The 15,086-nt window shown below is 65.4% G+C and carries 17 protein-coding genes; 7 read left to right on the top strand and 10 right to left on the bottom strand.

What is annotated here, in order from left to right; genetic code table 11:
- Positions 1–57: 57 nt before the first annotated feature.
- The 3 genes from B5F89_RS08140 to B5F89_RS08130 form a co-directional block, all read right to left on the bottom strand.
- Positions 58–1,554, bottom strand: coding sequence for an ABC transporter permease (locus B5F89_RS08140; RefSeq protein WP_075279412.1), 1,497 nt, complete (start codon positions 1,552–1,554; stop codon positions 58–60).
- 3 nt (positions 1,555–1,557) lie between these two features.
- Positions 1,558–2,448 (bottom strand): type II toxin-antitoxin system RelB/DinJ family antitoxin, encoded by an 891-nt coding sequence (locus B5F89_RS08135; protein WP_087431292.1) that lies wholly within the window; start codon positions 2,446–2,448, stop codon positions 1,558–1,560.
- A 77-nt stretch (positions 2,449–2,525) separates the two neighbouring features.
- Positions 2,526–3,281, bottom strand: a complete 756-nt coding sequence (locus B5F89_RS08130; protein ID WP_087431291.1) for an ABC transporter permease — start codon at positions 3,279–3,281, stop codon at positions 2,526–2,528.
- Between the two features lie 64 nt (positions 3,282–3,345).
- On the opposite strand from B5F89_RS08130, the gene B5F89_RS08125 reads away from it, so the two are divergent.
- The 6 genes from B5F89_RS08125 to B5F89_RS08105 all read left to right on the top strand — a co-directional run bounded on the left by B5F89_RS08125 (position 3,346) and on the right by B5F89_RS08105 (position 7,047).
- Positions 3,346–4,278: a LytTR family transcriptional regulator DNA-binding domain-containing protein gene (locus tag B5F89_RS08125; protein WP_239286722.1), complete on the top strand. Its 933-nt coding sequence runs from the start codon at positions 3,346–3,348 to the stop codon at positions 4,276–4,278.
- Between the two features lie 171 nt (positions 4,279–4,449).
- A complete protein-coding gene (locus tag B5F89_RS08120; protein WP_087431290.1) occupies positions 4,450–4,668 on the top strand; it encodes a hypothetical protein in 219 nt (72 codons plus the stop codon).
- 1 nt (position 4,669) lies between these two features.
- Positions 4,670–4,822: a hypothetical protein gene (locus tag B5F89_RS10055; RefSeq protein WP_158098449.1), complete on the top strand. Its 153-nt coding sequence runs from the start codon at positions 4,670–4,672 to the stop codon at positions 4,820–4,822.
- Entirely contained in the window at positions 4,806–5,660 is an 855-nt protein-coding gene (locus B5F89_RS08115; RefSeq protein ID WP_087431289.1) for an ABC transporter ATP-binding protein, read from the top strand. The genes B5F89_RS10055 and B5F89_RS08115 overlap by 17 nt, the downstream gene beginning before the upstream one ends.
- Before the next feature lies 1 nt (position 5,661).
- Positions 5,662–6,423 carry a hypothetical protein gene (locus tag B5F89_RS08110; RefSeq protein ID WP_087431288.1) on the top strand — a complete coding sequence of 254 codons (762 nt, stop codon included), beginning with the start codon at positions 5,662–5,664 and terminating at the stop codon, positions 6,421–6,423.
- Between the two features lie 123 nt (positions 6,424–6,546).
- The gene (locus tag B5F89_RS08105) at positions 6,547–7,047 is read left to right on the top strand and encodes a hypothetical protein (protein ID WP_087431287.1); all 501 of its coding nucleotides are present in this window, start codon (positions 6,547–6,549) and stop codon (positions 7,045–7,047) included.
- Positions 7,048–7,050: 3 nt separating this feature from the next.
- Here the strand turns inward: B5F89_RS08105 and B5F89_RS08100 are convergent, their stop codons facing one another.
- Positions 7,051–7,434 (bottom strand): MmcQ/YjbR family DNA-binding protein, encoded by a 384-nt coding sequence (locus B5F89_RS08100; protein WP_087431286.1) that lies wholly within the window; start codon positions 7,432–7,434, stop codon positions 7,051–7,053.
- Between the two features lie 8 nt (positions 7,435–7,442).
- Entirely contained in the window at positions 7,443–8,153 is a 711-nt protein-coding gene (locus B5F89_RS08095) for a GyrI-like domain-containing protein (RefSeq protein WP_087431285.1), read from the bottom strand.
- 594 nt (positions 8,154–8,747) lie between these two features.
- On the opposite strand from B5F89_RS08095, the gene B5F89_RS08085 reads away from it, so the two are divergent.
- Positions 8,748–9,134, top strand: coding sequence for a helix-turn-helix transcriptional regulator (locus B5F89_RS08085; protein WP_087431284.1), 387 nt, complete (start codon positions 8,748–8,750; stop codon positions 9,132–9,134).
- A 74-nt stretch (positions 9,135–9,208) separates the two neighbouring features.
- On the opposite strand, the gene B5F89_RS08080 is transcribed toward B5F89_RS08085, so the two are convergent.
- The 5 genes from B5F89_RS08080 to B5F89_RS08060 all read right to left on the bottom strand — a co-directional run bounded on the left by B5F89_RS08080 (position 9,209) and on the right by B5F89_RS08060 (position 14,962).
- Positions 9,209–9,784 (bottom strand): hypothetical protein, encoded by a 576-nt coding sequence (locus B5F89_RS08080; protein WP_087431283.1) that lies wholly within the window; start codon positions 9,782–9,784, stop codon positions 9,209–9,211.
- 5 nt (positions 9,785–9,789) lie between these two features.
- On the bottom strand, positions 9,790–10,200 hold the full coding sequence (locus tag B5F89_RS08075; protein ID WP_087431282.1) for a hypothetical protein: 411 nt from the start codon (positions 10,198–10,200) through the stop codon (positions 9,790–9,792).
- 283 nt (positions 10,201–10,483) lie between these two features.
- Complete coding sequence (locus B5F89_RS08070) at positions 10,484–13,441, bottom strand: DEAD/DEAH box helicase (protein ID WP_158098448.1); 2,958 nt, start codon at positions 13,439–13,441, stop codon at positions 10,484–10,486.
- Positions 13,442–13,506: 65 nt separating this feature from the next.
- Positions 13,507–14,373 carry a hypothetical protein gene (locus B5F89_RS08065; RefSeq protein WP_087431280.1) on the bottom strand — a complete coding sequence of 289 codons (867 nt, stop codon included), beginning with the start codon at positions 14,371–14,373 and terminating at the stop codon, positions 13,507–13,509.
- A 193-nt stretch (positions 14,374–14,566) separates the two neighbouring features.
- A complete protein-coding gene (locus B5F89_RS08060) occupies positions 14,567–14,962 on the bottom strand; it encodes a YraN family protein (RefSeq protein WP_087431279.1) in 396 nt (131 codons plus the stop codon).
- Positions 14,963–15,086 lie beyond the last annotated feature (124 nt).

The raw sequence follows: 15,086 nt of genomic DNA, 5'->3' as shown, positions 1-15,086 counted from the left end.
CCAGATCCGTTAGCTTTTGGTTAGCGGCCCGCATTTCGCACGGGCCGGCCCAAGGGCCTACTCCACGTTTACGGCAAGGGTGGGCGCTCGGAAGACGGCCCGCTCGCCGAGGGCGTAGGCAAGACGCACCAGGAGCCAGCACACGAGGACGAAGAGCGCAACCGGCGCCACCGGCATGCTGGCGAGAAACACCAACGGCTCAACCGGGCTCGCGGCAATCGCGAGAACGGCGATGACGACGTTGAGGGCGAGCGCCCACGCCAGCGGCCTGGCGATGATAAGCACCGACTCTGCCGTGAACATGCGCGAGGCCTGCCTGCGGTCGATGCCTGCCGCAAGGAGCTGGGACATCTCGCGCCGGCGCGCCGGAATCCTGCCGAGGACGCTCGCGAACACGTCCGCGATCCCAACGCAGGCGAGCACTCCGGCCAGCACGTCGACGAAGAGGCGAAGGCCGGCCCGCACGCTCGCGTCGCGCGCCGCCTCGGCGCGAAGGCTCAGCACCTCAACGTCGTCCCGCCCCGCGAAACGGCGGGCGAGCTCGTCGGCGACGCGCGCCTCGGACGCCGCCGAGTCGGTCAGGACGTTATAGAACAGGTCGCCCGAGCCGACCTTGTAAGCGTCGCCGGTGGAGACGCCCGTCACGCCGTCGGTCGCAAGCAGCTCGTCTACAAGCGCCTGGTCGGGACCCGCGGCCTCGGCGCCGTCCACGGTGACGCGGACGTCCCAGACGCCCGCGTAGCGATCAAAGTACGTCACCTGCGTCGAGAGGTGCGAGAGCGTCTCAAAGTTGAGGAGCGTCACAAAGGCGAGCACGGCCAGGGCGATCGACACGTTCGCGGTGCGCATGCCGCGGCGCCGGGCGCGCAGCGACGACGCCGCCAGCTGAAACTCGATGCCGAGGCCGCTCCCCATGATGCGGGCAAGGACGCCGGGCCGCTTGGCCGCGCGACAGTCGTCATCGCCCTGCCGCATCGCCTGGACGATGCTCACGCGCCCGATGCGTCGCGCCGGGAGCAGGGCGGAGACAAGGACGGTCGAGACGGCGACGGCGAGCCCGAGGACGACCGTCTGCGGCGCGATCTCGACCACCGGGTCGTATGTGCGGCTCTGCGCGGTGGCAGACACCACGGCGCTCACCAGCGCGAGCGCCAGCCCAAGGCCGACAAGCACGCCGGCGGCGGCCGCGGGAAGCGAGAGCGCGCAGCCCTCGGCGAGCAGCAGCCGCCTGACCTGACCGTCCTTGGCACCCATGCTCTTGAGAAGCCCGAGCTGCCTGATGCGCGCGCTCATGGAGACGTCGAAGGCGCTCTTGAGCATGAGAACAACGGCGACGGCCGCCAACGCGATCACGAGGCCGAAGGCGATGGTCGACCCGGTAACGTCGGGGGCCTGGCCAAGCGCCGCCATGCGCACGAGGTAGTCGGTGACCATGAGGCTGCCCACGCCCACGATGAGCCCGAGCAGGACGGACGCCACAAACGAAAGCGAGGCGAGGGCGGCAACGGGCGCCCTGTTGTGGCTGATGTACGCCTCAAGGTAGGAGCGAAGCACTGCTCAGCCCTCCTCGACGACGCGGCCGTCCGAGATGCGCACAACGCGGTCCGCCGCGGCGGCGACGCTCTCGTCGTGCGTTACCAGAACGACGGTGGTCCCAAAGCGGTCGCGCGCCCTGCCGAGCAGCTGCACCACGCGCCCTCCGTTCGCACGGTCGAGGCTGCCCGTCGGTTCGTCCGCAAGCACCACGGCGGGCTTGGCCGCGAGCGCCCGGGCGATGGCGACGCGCTGCTGCTGCCCGCCCGACAGCTCGGAGGGGAGACTCTGCTCGCAATCGGCTATGTCGAGAAGGTCGAGCAGCTCCGCCACCTCGGAGGGGCCGGGCCTGGCTCCGTCGAAGCGCAGGGGCAGCTCGATGTTGTCGCGCGCCGTGAGGAACGGAACGAGGTTGTGCGCCTGGTAGACGAGCCCGACGGTGTGCCGGCGGAAGAGCGCCAGCGCATCCGGCCCCAAGGTGGAGAGGTCCATGCCGTCAACCACGACGCGGCCCGCGGTGGGCGCGTCGACGCCGCCCAAGATGTGCAGGAGCGTGGACTTGCCCGATCCCGAGGCCCCCATGACGGCGACGAACTCCCCGCGGCGCACCGTGAGCGAGGCGCCGTCGAGCGCGCGGCGCTCGGCCGCCCCCTCGCCAAAGACGCGCGTCACGCCCTCGACGATGACTGCCGGGTCGGCGTGGTTGGCGCCCACGGCGAGCGACGGCACGGACGCCCGTGCTCCCGCCGCGCCGTCGAGCGAAACGTCGAACGGGATGCGCCGCTCGCGGTTGACCTTCTTGGCGAAGAGCGTGAACGCCGTGGTCATGCTCATGCCGAGGTCTCGACAGACACCCTCCATCGAGCGCTTGGTGTCCTGATCGAGCCGGAAGTTCACGAGGGTCGTATCAGCCATGCGGCACCTCCTTAAAGACAATGTCTTTACATTGTCTGCTTAGCGAGGAGCCAGGTCAAGAAGGCGGTCGGCAAACGCTACGCCAGCCGGTCGCGCTCGGCGGCGAGCTCGCGGGCGAAGCGGCGGCACCCCCGCGCGGCGAGCGCGGCGGCAGCTGCCGTCCACGCGACCGCGAGGGCGGCGAGGACGGGGGCCGGCGCCGCGGTGCCCGCGCCGCACGCGGCGCGCACCGCCTCGGCGGCGGGGCCCAGGGGCCAGAACCACGTGAAGGACCGGACCGTCCCGGAGACGAACGAGAGGACGGGGGCGACGGCGACGACCGTGAGCGGCACGGCGAGCAGGCTCGAGGCCATCTGCTCGCGCGCGTAGAGCCCGGAGGCGAGGCCGGCGAGCAGGAGGGGCTGGGCGCCCGCGGCGGAGAGCGCGAGGAGCGCGGCCGTGGTCTCGGGCGGGAGCCCCAGGAGCAGGCACGAGACCGCCTGGGTGACGAGCGTGGCGATGGTTCCGGAGGCCCACTTGGAGATGGCGATCTCGCCCGGGGCCACGCCCGCCTCGGCGAGCGTGACGTAGGCGCCGCGCTCCCGCTCCTCCGCCATGACGTAGAGCTCCACCACGCAGCCGGCGAACGCCGGGGCGATGCAGAGGGCCGCGACGAGCGCGAACGCGTCGCCTTCGGCGGCGGAGAGCCTTGGCGCGCCGGCGACCACGCGCCCGAAGAACGCGGCGACGAGCGCGCCCGCGGCGCACGACATGAGCGTCGTGGGGTTGCGGACGGCGTCGAGGAGGTCGCGCGCGACGAGCGCGCGTATGTTTCGGAGTGCGCTTGTTCCCATGCGCCCCATGATACCCGATATACTTGGTTTCGCTTTCCATTGGACGAGGGACCGGGAGGGGCACGTGCCGGACACAGCATCGTACGAGACCGTCGAGGACCTGCTCGCGGACCGCGAGGGCGAGAGCGTCCACCTCGAGTGCCGCCGCGAGACGGTGGACCGCGCCGTGCGCTTCGTGCACGGGCGCTACGCCCGGCGCAGGTGCGCGTTCTACGTGAGCACCGACCGCGGCTTCGACCGCGAGACGGTGCGCTCCTACCTCAGGCTCTTCTCGCGCCTCGCGGGCGGCGCCGTCGCGCCCGAGGACGCCATGGCCCACTTCGGCCTTGCCCCGGCGGCGCGCACGCAGGTCAAGAACCTCACGAACGAGCAGCGGGCGCTGCTCAACTTCGCGCGCATGAGCCTCTCCGAGCCGGAGGTGGTCTTCTGCGAGCGCCCGCTCGCCGACGTGACGCCCGCCACGCGCGGCCTCGTCACCGCGTGGATGGGCCAGGTCGCGGACGCCGGCGGCGTCCTCATCACCGCGGGCGAGCCGCTGCGCGAGGCGCTGCTCATGCCCGGCACGGCGTTCTACGAGGAGGACGGGGTCCTCCGCGAGGCCAAGACGGCCGTCGAGGGGGACGAGGAGGACGGCGCGGGGTTCGCCGGCGACGAGGTCCGCGTCTTCAAGGTCCCGGCGAGGTCCGACGGGGCGACTCTGCTGTTCGACCCGCGCGAGGTCGACTTCGTGGAGAGCGTGAACCGCGCCAACTTCGCCTCCGTGCGCGGGGAGCTCTACCCCGTGAGCATGACCCTCGACGAGCTGGAGGCCGAGCTCGAGCGCTACGGCTTCTTCCGCTGCCACCGCTCCTACATCGTGAACGTCCAGAAGGTCGCCAAGGTCGAGCGCTTCACGCGCAACAGCTTCAACCTCACGCTGGCCGACGCGGCGGCGACGCAGATCCCGCTCGCCAAGGGGCGCGCCGAGGCCATGCGCGACCGCTACGGCTGGAGGTAGGCGCGCCCCCCGGCGCTCCTCTCGTGGCCCCTATTGCTCCTCTCGTCGTTTCCGCAGCTCCTGATGGTCGAAACCCCTTGAGGCGGCGTGTCGCGCCGGCGAGGATGGTGCCATCGGAAAGGCACCCGGCTCCGCCCGAGGGGGCGCCGGGGAGACGAGAAGGGAAACGCCATGACCGAACAGCAGATCCTCGACATCGTGGCCGACGCGCTGGGGCCCAACGCACCGCTCACGCTGGAGCAGCTCTCCGCGCTCCTCATGGTGCTCGCCATCGCGACGGTGCTCCTCGCCGCGGGGCTCGGCTACCAGATCGCCCGCGCCGAGAAGCGCATCAAGAGCCTCGAGGCCGCGCTCGCCGCCGGCAACCGCACCGCGAGGGAGGCGATGTAGCATGGACCCCGCGATCATGGGCGTCATCATCATCGCGTGCTGCTTCGCCGCCGGCGTGTTCGAGACCGGCAGGCGCAAGAAGAACCGGAAGGACGAGAAGGGCGGGAGCGGGGAGGCTCCCCGGAAGGAGGGCGACGATGGCCGCGACGCATAGCCCCGTGCTCTCGATGGAGGGCGTCTGCCTCTCCTTCGGCGCCAAGCGCGTGCTCGACGGGCTCACCTTCGCCGTCGCGCGCGGCGAGTGCTTCGGGTTCCTCGGCCCCTCCGGCGCCGGCAAGACCACCACGATCAAGCTGCTCACCCGCCAGCTCTCGGCGGACACCGGGCGCATCACGCTGTTCGGAAGGCCCATCGAGAACGCGTCGGGCGCCGACTACGACCGCATCGGCATCCTCTCGGACACGAGCGCCCTCTACGAGCGGCTCACCATCGAGGAGAACCTGCGCCTCTACGCGAAGGTGCGCGGGCGCGGCGAGCGCGGCATACCGGCGCTCCTCGAGCGCGTGGGCCTCGAGCGGGACCGCAAGACGCTCGTCAAGAACTGCTCGAAGGGCATGCGCCAGAGGGCGGCGCTGCTCGCGGCCCTCGTCCACAGCCCGGAGCTCGTCTTTCTGGACGAGCCGACGAGCGGCCTGGACCCGGCGGCCCGCGCCGAGGTGCACCGGATGCTCGCCGAGCTCCGCCGCGCCGGGACCACGGTCTTTTTGACCACGCACGACATGGCCGAGGCCGAGGGCTGCTGCGACCGCCTGGCGATCCTCAACGAGGGACGCATCGCGGCGACGGGGGCGCCCGCGGAGCTCACCATGGAGCACGCGCGCAACCGCGTCGTGGTCGCCACGCGCACCCGCGGCGCCGTCGAGCTCACGAAGGACGCCGCGTCCGCCGACGCCGCGCGCGAGCTCTTCGCCGCCGGCGAGGTGCTGTCGATACACTCGGACGAGCCCGACCTCGAGGAGGTCTTCCTCGAGCTGACCGGAAGGGAGCTGTAGGATGGACGCCACGATGAGGCGCATCGGCGCGCTCGCCGCGAAGGACCTCGCCGACCTCTTCAAGAACCTCACGATGCTCGTGGTGCTGCTCATGCCCATCGGCTTCATGCTGCTGTTCCGCCTCGTCATCGGCGACACGGCGGCGGACGCGGGGCTCGCCGGCGCGGGGCTCGCCGGCGCCGAGGGCGAGTTCCAGAAGTTCCTGCTCGGCTCCGGGCTCTGCATGAGCGTCGGGATGGTCGCCTCGATGGTGCTCATCTACGGCATCGCCGAGGAGAAGGAGAAGCACACCCTGCGCACCCTCATGCTCGCCAACGTCGGGGCCGGCGAGGTGGCCGCGTCCAAGGGCGGAGTGACGCTCGCCGCGGTGGTCGCGGTCGGCGCGGCGTGCTTCGCCGTCGCGGAGGGCGACCCCGCGCTGCTGCCCGTCTACCTCGCCCTCACCGCGCTGGGCGCCGTGCCCGTGGTGCTCGTGTCGCTCGTGCTCGGGCTCGCCTCGCGCGACCAGATGACGGCGGGCTTCTACAGCGTGCCCGTGCTGCTGCTGGCCCTCGTGCCCACCTTCGGGACGGCGAACGACGCCGTCGACGCGATTGCCGCGTTCACGCCGCTCGGGGGCGTCTACGACCTGCTCGGCCTCGCCGTCGACGGGCGCCTCCTCACGACCGACTCCCTGGCCCCGATGGCGGCGACGCTCGCTTGGGCCGTCGCCGGCGCCGCGGTCTTCGCGGCCCTCTACCGCAGGCTCGCCCGGGACAACTAGGCCAGGGCCCAAAAGACAGTCCCCACGAGCCCCGGTCCCTGGGCGAGACGCCCCCGTGGGAGAGATCCCGCGGGGGCGGCCCAGGGGGTAGAATGGGCGGGAAGCCCCGCCGGAAGGAGACCAATGAGAGCCCGCGCCGCCATCGCCGCCCTACTCGCCGCGACCGTCGCGCTGCCCCTCGCGGGGTGCTTCGGCCTGCCCGGCCTCGACGACGTCGCCGACCAGGCGGAGGACTTCGCCTCGCAGACGCAGGAGCTCGCCGACACGCTCTCGGACGTCGATTGGGGCAAGGTCTCCCGCCTCGTCGTGAGGGACGCCCAGACCGGCGAGGTCGTGCGCGAGCTGACCGACCAGGACCAGATCGAGGGCGCCTTCGACCCGCTCTCCGACGAGAACGGCCTGGCCGCGGAGCCGGACGCCGACGCGGAGTACGCCTTCGAGCTGTGGCAGCCGGAGACGCAGAAGCTCGGGCAGAGCGCCGACGACCTCGACGAGGTCAAGGTGCTCGAGGTCACCACCTACGAGGGGTCGCCCGTCGTGGGGCTCGAGGTGAGCCCCATCGGGCTCAGGCTCCACATCACGTCGCGGGCGGCAGCCGAATCGCTGCGCGCGCTCGCGGGGTAGCGCCTACTCGCCCGCGACCTCCCGCTGCACGCGCTTGGGCAGCTTGGCGAAGACGAGGTCGTAGCTCATGTCGCAGAGGTCGAGCATGAGCTTCTCAGACAAATCGGCGTCAAGGTCGACCGAGACCCACGTGCGACCGTCGGAGTAGTAGCCGGGCAGCACCGCGCCCGGGTGCTCGGCGCGCAGCTCCAGGATGCGGTCGGGGTCGCACTTGAGCGAGAGCAGGTGGCGCCCCGCGTAGGGCGGCTTGGCGTCGGGAGAGGCGGTGAACTCGCAGGCGAACTGCCTTCCGCCCACCCAGTAGACCATCCAGCCCCACTTCTCGTGGAGGTCCTTGGTTGCGCCGGAGCGCGAGAGCAGGCGGGCGTCTATGCGCGAGAGGTCCATGGTCGTCCCTAAGCTACCGGGTGCCGGATGACGGTCCTGAGGTTCTCGGGCTTCGTGCGTCTGGGGTCGCCCAGGTAGATCTCGTGGTGGAGGCGGACGGCGGGGACGCCGCCGTCGCAGTCGAGCGCGCCGAGGATGTCTCTCGGGCGCGAGCCTCCCACCTCACTGATGTCGAGGCGAAGGCTCTGCGCGCCGATGAAGGCGGCGAGCTTCGAGATCGTGGCGCCCTCCTCGTCGTAGGGGCCTCTGTGCATGGACTGCGCGCAGCGCCCTTCCGAGAACCGCACGAGGCGGAGCTCGCCCGACTCGAGGGCGCCCGCCAGGTCGGGCTTCTTCTCGGCAGCCATCTCGCGAATCGCGGGGAGGGTCCCGGGCGTCACGAAGTCGGGCTGGCGGATGAGCGACACCCACGAGAGGGCCGCCTTGTCAGCGACACCCGTCCCGTCGAACGCGCCCTCTCCGCCCCACCACAGGCCCTCGAGCGGCGGCACAACGTAGTCGAAGTAGCCCTCGGGCTGCCAGTCGCCCATCTTCGACATCTTGACCGTGTAGGAGAAAGCGTACAGGAGCTCGAGGGCGCGCTTGTAGGCGCCCCCCTCCTCGTTGGGATCCCCCGCTCCGGCGACGGCGGCGAAGGTCATCGCCGGAACGTCGACGAGCGCCGGGGCGGTCTTGGGCTGGTACAGGTCGCGGAACTCCCTCTTGAAGTCGTACGCCATCGTGGCCTCCGTCCTCGCTTGTGGTAGCATCATGGTACAGGAACATACGTTCGTTAACAAGGGGGTCATCATGAGAAGAGAGCTGGGGATCGCGCGGTGCGGGCTCGCCTGCTGCCTGTGCTCGGAGAACAACGGGTGCGACGGCTGCGAGTCCGAGTCCTGCCCGGACGCCGCCACCTGCGAGGTGAGGTCGTGCTCAAAGGGACGGGGGATCGCGCACTGCTACGAGTGTTCGAGCGTCTGCGAAGCCATGGCGGGAGCCCAGCTCAAGGCGCGCGCCTTCGGCGAGTTCGCGCGCAGGTTCGGAGAGGGGCACCTCCTGGACTGCCTCGAGCGGAACGAGGCCGCGGGGGTCGTCTACCACCGCGGGGGGCATCACGGGCGACTACGACGACTTCGACGACCTCGAGGAGCTGATTGTATTCATCGAGACCGGGCGCCCTGTGTCCGCGCCCTAGCCGCCGCAACCTCGCCCAATGCCGCCTTTGGTTGACGGATCGCCAACCGTCGTTGGTGGCGCCAGGGCCCGCTCTGCGGTTCCATGGTCTCGCACCAAGGCGGTGCGGACCGCAGGACCGACCGAAAGGAGCGACCATGAACTTCAACGACAGGCTCGCCGACCTCAGGAGGAAGCGGGGGCTCTCGCAGGAGCGGCTGGGATACGAGCTCGGCGTCTCGAGGCAGACGGTGTCGAAGTGGGAGCTCGGGCAGTCCTACCCCGACTTCCAGCGGCTCGTCCTCCTGTCCGACTACTACGAGATGAGCCTCGACGAGCTCGTGAGGGGCGTCGACGTGGGCGACGTGCGCGCGCTCAACGAGTCCGAGAAGCAGATCTCCTCGATCTACTCGGACGTCGAGCGGGGCAAGGAGGCGGCGCTCAGGGCCTGGCGGGCGTTCCTCGTCGTCGGCTACGTCGTCCTGGCGCTCTTCGCCCTGGTGGTGGCCTACGGGGTGTCACAGGGCGGCCTTTTCGTGAGGTAGGCGCCGGCGGGAGGCGCGGGGCGCGATGCTGAGGCGATGGGGGCGGACCGTGGCGACCCGCCCCCCGCTTCTCTCTACGGCCAGCCTACTCCCCGTGTGCCACGCATGCGATGCGCATGGCCCCGTAGGCGGCCGCCACTCGAGCGTAGCGCGGGGTCGTAGCCGATGCGGTCGATCTCGGCGACGTCGTGCGCATCCTTCTCGCGCCCGCTCGCGACCTTGGCCGCGCGGACGGACTCGAGCGTGGCGCAGCCGATGACGGTGCCGCCCGGCAGCGCGCGCACCTCGAAGAGGTCGCCCTCCTCGACGCAGGGAACGACCGCCTCGAGCAGGGCGTCGAAGCCGTCGGTCGCCGCGAGCGCGGCGTTGCGCTGGCGGAGATCGCCGCCCTCGAAGCGGAACGGGCAGAAGCTCACGAGCACGCCGCCCGCCACGGCATGGACGCCGAAGTCCCCGTGGCCCGCGTTGCACGGGAGGTTGAGCGAGTCGAGTGCGGGATTGTACAGGCCCTCGGCGGCGAGCCATGCGCGCACGGCCGGCATGTCGGCCATGCGAAGCGAAATGTCCACGTCACCGTGAAGGCGCCCTGAGTCGCGCCCGGAGGCGACCCAGGGAACGAGGCCTCCCTCGATGGCCTTGAGCATGGGCATCCCGCTCACCTCCCCAGCGCGGCGATCACGCTCCCGCTCAGCGCGGAAACCTCCTTGCGGAGGGATTCGATCCCGGGCTGCATCCCCGCCAGGGTGCGCTCCGCCCGCGCGAGCTCCTCCATGACCTCGGGGGCGTCCATGTCGTTGGACCTCAGGTAGTAGGCGATGGCGTTGAGCGCGTGCACCGCCTGGTTGTAATGATGGCCCCAGCGCGTCATCTCGCGGGATATCCTCGCCGCAGTCGTGCGGTCGACGACCACGAGGGAGCCGCCCCCGCGGACGGCCTCGGCGGGAAGCTGCAGGAGGACCCGCAAGAGGTCCGAGACCGTCATCTCGAGCTCCCGCGCGAGCCGTTTCGCCGAGGCGATCTCCGCCTCGGACATCCTCACGTGGAGCTGCTTGGGGTGCCTTTCCATCTTCGCCGGCTCGCCTCCTCGAACCCCGTTCGCGGGGGCGGGCCGGCGCCCTAGGGGCGCGGGGGATCCCCCGCACGGAGCGTAGCGGAGCCGAAGGCGGCGCGTGCGGACGCCGCCCCGGACGGGGACGGTTCGTCGCGCTCCGGATGACGCCGGGAAGGCGCCGTCGGCGCGTCCCGCAGCCGCCGCCCGGAGGCGGCCAAGAGCTATTCCGTGGACCTGTGTACACGGAATAGGCCTCTTGCTTTGCTTTGTTTAATCCAAGAGACTTAAGAACGAAAGATTACGCTAGCCAGGTTCGGAAACGATTCATCAGTAAGGTGGGATAGGGCTCCAATACATGTTCGATCTGCGCTCGTTTTATCAAGGCATTCAGTTTTAAGGCCACACTTCTATTCGTTGCAGACGGCCCTAAAACAGCGGCGATCTCTTTGACAACCAGTCTGTCGTCAAAGAGCTCTTCGCAAAGCTGGGCTTCTACCATCCCGCTCACGCCGTATTTTAAACGCTTTTGGAGTGCAAGAAGGTTTTCTTCGTGCTCTTTGGTTCCGAGAACAATCGACGAGGCGTCACTAACCTGCGAGACGAAATGGGACAAATCATAGCTTACGGTTTCTGCGGTGACCTTGCTGATCGATTCTAAGCTCGGACGGCTTCGCTTCGACGAGGCGCAATCGTTTTCAACCTGTGCGAGGATTGACTCAATGTTCGCGCCCTCTATCCACATGCGGGCAATAGCGGCAAGCCCTTGAGCAGTCAACCATTTTTGATGATTCGGATGCTCAATATCGAAAAACGCATCGACGAGCAGCGCAAGGTTGCTGCAGCCGCCTTTCAAGAAAGAGGAGCATTCTTCCGTAACTATCCAATTTCGCAGCGCGGTCGACTTACGAATTCCCGCTTGGGTTTTCGCCACCATCGCAATCCTCTGCTCGCCATCCTGCTCTTCGAAGTGGTCGTAGATTGCTTCAAAGAGTTTAATCAGAAGCTCTTGCTTGTCATCGTCCATGCAGAAATAGGCATACGTGTTCGAGCAAATCGTTTTAGTTTCCGACATTTGCTCGCCTTTTGCATCCGCCATGTTGGCAACGTAGTTTTCCACTGCTTCAAGCGAGGTGATTTTCTCAGAAACGTTCCTGCTAATTTTCTCAGGCGCGCATCTGAAGGCTGATGCCAGAGCGTCGACGAGCTTCGATTCGAGGTCGCCGTCGTCGAAATGCTCCAAAATGAAGTTGGCTATATCCGAGCCTTTCACCCTTCGTTTCACTTTCCTGTCCCACAACGTCACATCTTCGAACAAACTGAGTATCGCGCTCTCGCATTTTTCTACTGCAGAAGCCTCGAACAGCCTTCGGTAAGCTCTTCTTGCACGCTGGTTCTCCAAATCGACATCGCAAACAATGATGCTTCCTTCGCTGTATTTTCCGGCGCGTGCAGTCCTCCCGATAAGATTCTGGAAGTCCCTTACAGTGGTGTTTTCGAAACCGTTTGACCTGTCCGTAACCAGCAGATATCGAATAGGAAGGTTGACGCCCTGCGCCAGCGTGGAAGTGCATGAGACGCATCTCACGGCCCCGGTTCTCATAGCGTGTTCAATGGCCTGCTTGAGCGCGCCTTGGAGAGTGCCGAAATGCGGGAGTATTCCCGATGATGCGCTTTTCGAGAAGGCGCAATGCTCTCCGTAGTGCAATGCGAACAACCGCGCAATTCTCTCCAACTCCTCGGGATCGCTAAGCGAGGTAATCCGGGAGAAATCAAGACCGAAGGAGGCTAATTCTGCTATACGTTCATGAAAAGCCCAGACGTTGCTGCGTTGAGGTATGAAGATGGCGGCCGGCCCCCCGTGGGCCAACCGTATTGAGTAGAACAAAGCCAGGTCGCCCGATTTCCGTCTTTTGGCAGATGCCTTCAAGTCGGGGAATTGCGTTGTCGTTCCGTCGTGCGATGGCGAAGGAAGAGTGAGAGCCGATATATGATAAGGGAGGAAATAATTCAGATCTGCAGAACCTCCGTATTGAAAGAAGTCTATGCTGCCCGTATTACGGGAGAGAAACCCTATCGTCTTTTCCGTGGACTCGATCCCATCTCCAGTGGTACATCTTGAGGGGTCGGAGAACGCCCATTCGGATAACCTGTCCGGATTCGATGTCACTGCGGAAATTAAGACGAGTTGGGCATTTTCCTTTGCCGCTATTATTTCTGCCAATAGCAGTTCATACGAGGGCCCTCGCGACGCATTGTCAATCAGATGCGATTCGTCGAATACGAATAGGTCAATATCCGTTGCCCTCAATTCGGAATGATGGAGCACAAATGACAGCTTTTCCGGGGTGAAGACAAGCACTTCCGGCTTGGAATCACCCAGATTAAGCCAACCGTCCAGTTCGAAGATGTCGCTCGCATGATGAACGCACGCCACGTCACCCAGGCTGTCTTCCAAATCTTTGGAGATTTCGGAGCAAAGGGCCCTTAGCGGAGCAACGACAATCGAAGTGTCGCAGCCTCCCGCAAGAATCCTCGATCGAATAATCAGCTCGATGCTCTTGGTTTTCCCGGATCCCGTCGGAAGCTGAATGAAGAGATCCTTGCCCGCAAAAGCACCCTTTTCCCCGATCCGCTGTTGCGCTTGCCATAAGAGCTTTCCGAACTTGTTCGATTTTAGAGACGGCTCCCAGGAACTTAGGGGTATCCCCGAATAACGAGGAAGAAGAGTTGCCGCAGCATACTCCATGGAGAGGGCTGTGCAAGTGCTGACGACGTCGGCAAAAAAGCTATCTGCTGCGTTGTCCTCGGTCAGATTCTGTCTCACCTCTTCAGCCACTTCCCGCTTGTCTTCAAAGCGCCCTTCCATATATGAGACAAAAAGGGAAAGCGGAAACGATTCGTCTTTTGCGCAGTTGAACAGGTAGTCTATTATGCTTAAAAAGAGACGTGCGTTGTGCCCCAACACGTCCTTCGAGCTTATTCTACTCAGAGCAAATTTTGAGCTTCCGTAGTTTCCGAGAAGGAAGTATGCCGTGCAAGCCAAAGCCCAGTAGCTGTCGGCTTTTTTAGCGTGCCTATTTTCATTTGCGGCGGCATTGAGGAAAGAGGCCGTATAGGACAGATCTCTTTTGGGTCCGTCATCCAGCTCGCCTTTTTCCGAAAGAAGATCCAAAGCGTCGGAAATTGCTAGAACGCTTTCGAAGCAAAGGGTGTCAGAGTCGAATGCGAATTCCGGCATTTCGTCGGAGTCCACCATGAACTCATCGATCTTTGCCCTGGTTCGAGCGTATTTCAACCCTCGTTCCGATCTTCTACCGAATATCATTTCACGCACCTGTCGTAAACGCTATGCACTAGTTCCATCAGTTTGCTTCCGTGGACCACAATCAGCCTCTCGTCTTTCGAAAGCCCTAAGGACTCAAGGGAATAGCCCTCGAGGGCGGTGACGTCTTCCAGCGAAACCATAACCGCAGAGCCCCTTTTGAAAGTAAGGGGATACTCCGTGAGGTTCATAAGCCTCCTGCATTCCAAAGCAGTGAGGTCATCGCCCGCCGCCCTACTTCGCTTTCCGATAGCCTTCAATGAAAACGGGACCCTAAAATCCTCACCGGGCTCATCCTTCTTTGAATGCTCGCCGGCGTTTTTAATAACTTCCTCTAGTTTCACCGAACCCGTCAGCTTCGCTTTGACTTCAACAACAAGCAGAAGGTCGTCTCTTTGCGGGTTGCCGGGATCATCGACTTTGTATGCGACTACGTCCGATCCTGGATCGGATATGTTCGGATTGGTTCTCTCGATTTGTTTGTATCGGGGAACGCTTAACCCCTCGATGAACTGCAGCAAGTCGCTAACGACAATTTCGGCGAAATCGCCAGCCCGGACCGCCGGTCCGCGCTTGTCTCGCTCGTAGCGCATCGGAATGCATAATGTTGAGAGATAGTCTTCTACGCTCATCTCGTTAAATGAGCTGTCTTCGAGCAGTTCGTCGTCACGAACGTAATGCCTTCTTACGTGAAGGGCCCAAGCCTCAAGTTCGGCTTCGTCAATAGTCCAATCAAGAAAATAGCAGTCGGTTGGAATCCCGGGAACATGTTTCTTCTCGCGCAGAAGCCACTTAATATAGCTCGGTCGAGGAAGATCCCGGATATTGTCTCTATTGATTGGTGCAGATGGATCGGCTATCGCCAAATGCTCCTCCAATCGCCCATGCCGCAAATCGTATATAGCGAAATTATATTCCATGGTGATCGGACTAGACGTTCGTTCGTGCATCGTGAAGCGATTTCGAGGACGCCAACCCGCAAAGCGATAAGGTAACGCTCGAGACGATGGAGAGCCCCAGCCTGACGGCCGAGGCTCTCTCGAGAGGAGCCAGGAGGTCTTAGACGACCCCTGAGGGAAGCGCGTTACCGGCAACGTCCGGAATCGCGTCGGAGAGGGCGTTGATGTGGTGGCGGAGGAAGGCTTTGCCCTCGCTGAGGACCACCAGGCTCACGTTGTCGAAGCGGACAGGGCGGTCGACGCCCTCATGCTCCGCCAGGTACGCGATGGCGGCAGTCTCGCGGCGCCCGCGGTCTTTGGGGCCACTGCTCTCCGGGAAGCCTCCCTCGGCGGCGGTTCTCGCCGACACTTCAACGAGCACGAGGATATCGTCCTCCATCGCCACCACGTCGATCGCGCCCGCCGGGCACTTCCAGCCCGTTTCGACGACCTCGTAGCCGCGGCGCTCGAGGAAGAGCTTTGCTGCCTTGATTGCGCGTTCCTTCAGATTCTTCATTTCGACCTCCTTCGTCGTTCGGCGGAGCCCCTTTCGCCCCGCCTCGTGACCCGTTTCCCGCCGACTGCCCCTGCGGGCGCAAGGGAGACAAGCGAAACCCCGGAGGGGCCTCGAGTTTTCGCGC

This window comes from Collinsella sp. An307 (genome assembly GCF_002161805.1).
Taxonomy (GTDB): Bacteria; Actinomycetota; Coriobacteriia; order Coriobacteriales; family Coriobacteriaceae; genus Coprousia.
This window is presented reverse-complemented; position numbering and strand designations above follow the sequence as displayed.

Coding starts and splice junctions, on each gene's coding strand:
- B5F89_RS08135 (WP_087431292.1), bottom strand. CDS start 2,448: ATGGCTGATACGACCCTCGTGAACTTCCGGCTCGATCAGGACACCAAG.
- B5F89_RS08130 (WP_087431291.1), bottom strand. CDS start 3,281: ATGGGAACAAGCGCACTCCGAAACATACGCGCGCTCGTCGCGCGCGAC.
- B5F89_RS08120 (WP_087431290.1), top strand. CDS start 4,450: ATGACCGAACAGCAGATCCTCGACATCGTGGCCGACGCGCTGGGGCCC.
- B5F89_RS10055 (WP_158098449.1), top strand. CDS start 4,670: ATGGACCCCGCGATCATGGGCGTCATCATCATCGCGTGCTGCTTCGCC.
- B5F89_RS08115 (WP_087431289.1), top strand. CDS start 4,806: ATGGCCGCGACGCATAGCCCCGTGCTCTCGATGGAGGGCGTCTGCCTC.
- B5F89_RS08110 (WP_087431288.1), top strand. CDS start 5,662: ATGGACGCCACGATGAGGCGCATCGGCGCGCTCGCCGCGAAGGACCTC.
- B5F89_RS08105 (WP_087431287.1), top strand. CDS start 6,547: ATGAGAGCCCGCGCCGCCATCGCCGCCCTACTCGCCGCGACCGTCGCG.
- B5F89_RS08100 (WP_087431286.1), bottom strand. CDS start 7,434: ATGGACCTCTCGCGCATAGACGCCCGCCTGCTCTCGCGCTCCGGCGCA.
- B5F89_RS08095 (WP_087431285.1), bottom strand. CDS start 8,153: ATGGCGTACGACTTCAAGAGGGAGTTCCGCGACCTGTACCAGCCCAAG.
- B5F89_RS08085 (WP_087431284.1), top strand. CDS start 8,748: ATGAACTTCAACGACAGGCTCGCCGACCTCAGGAGGAAGCGGGGGCTC.
- B5F89_RS08080 (WP_087431283.1), bottom strand. CDS start 9,784: ATGCCCATGCTCAAGGCCATCGAGGGAGGCCTCGTTCCCTGGGTCGCC.
- B5F89_RS08075 (WP_087431282.1), bottom strand. CDS start 10,200: ATGGAAAGGCACCCCAAGCAGCTCCACGTGAGGATGTCCGAGGCGGAG.
- B5F89_RS08070 (WP_158098448.1), bottom strand. CDS start 13,441: ATGGTGGACTCCGACGAAATGCCGGAATTCGCATTCGACTCTGACACC.
- B5F89_RS08060 (WP_087431279.1), bottom strand. CDS start 14,962: ATGAAGAATCTGAAGGAACGCGCAATCAAGGCAGCAAAGCTCTTCCTC.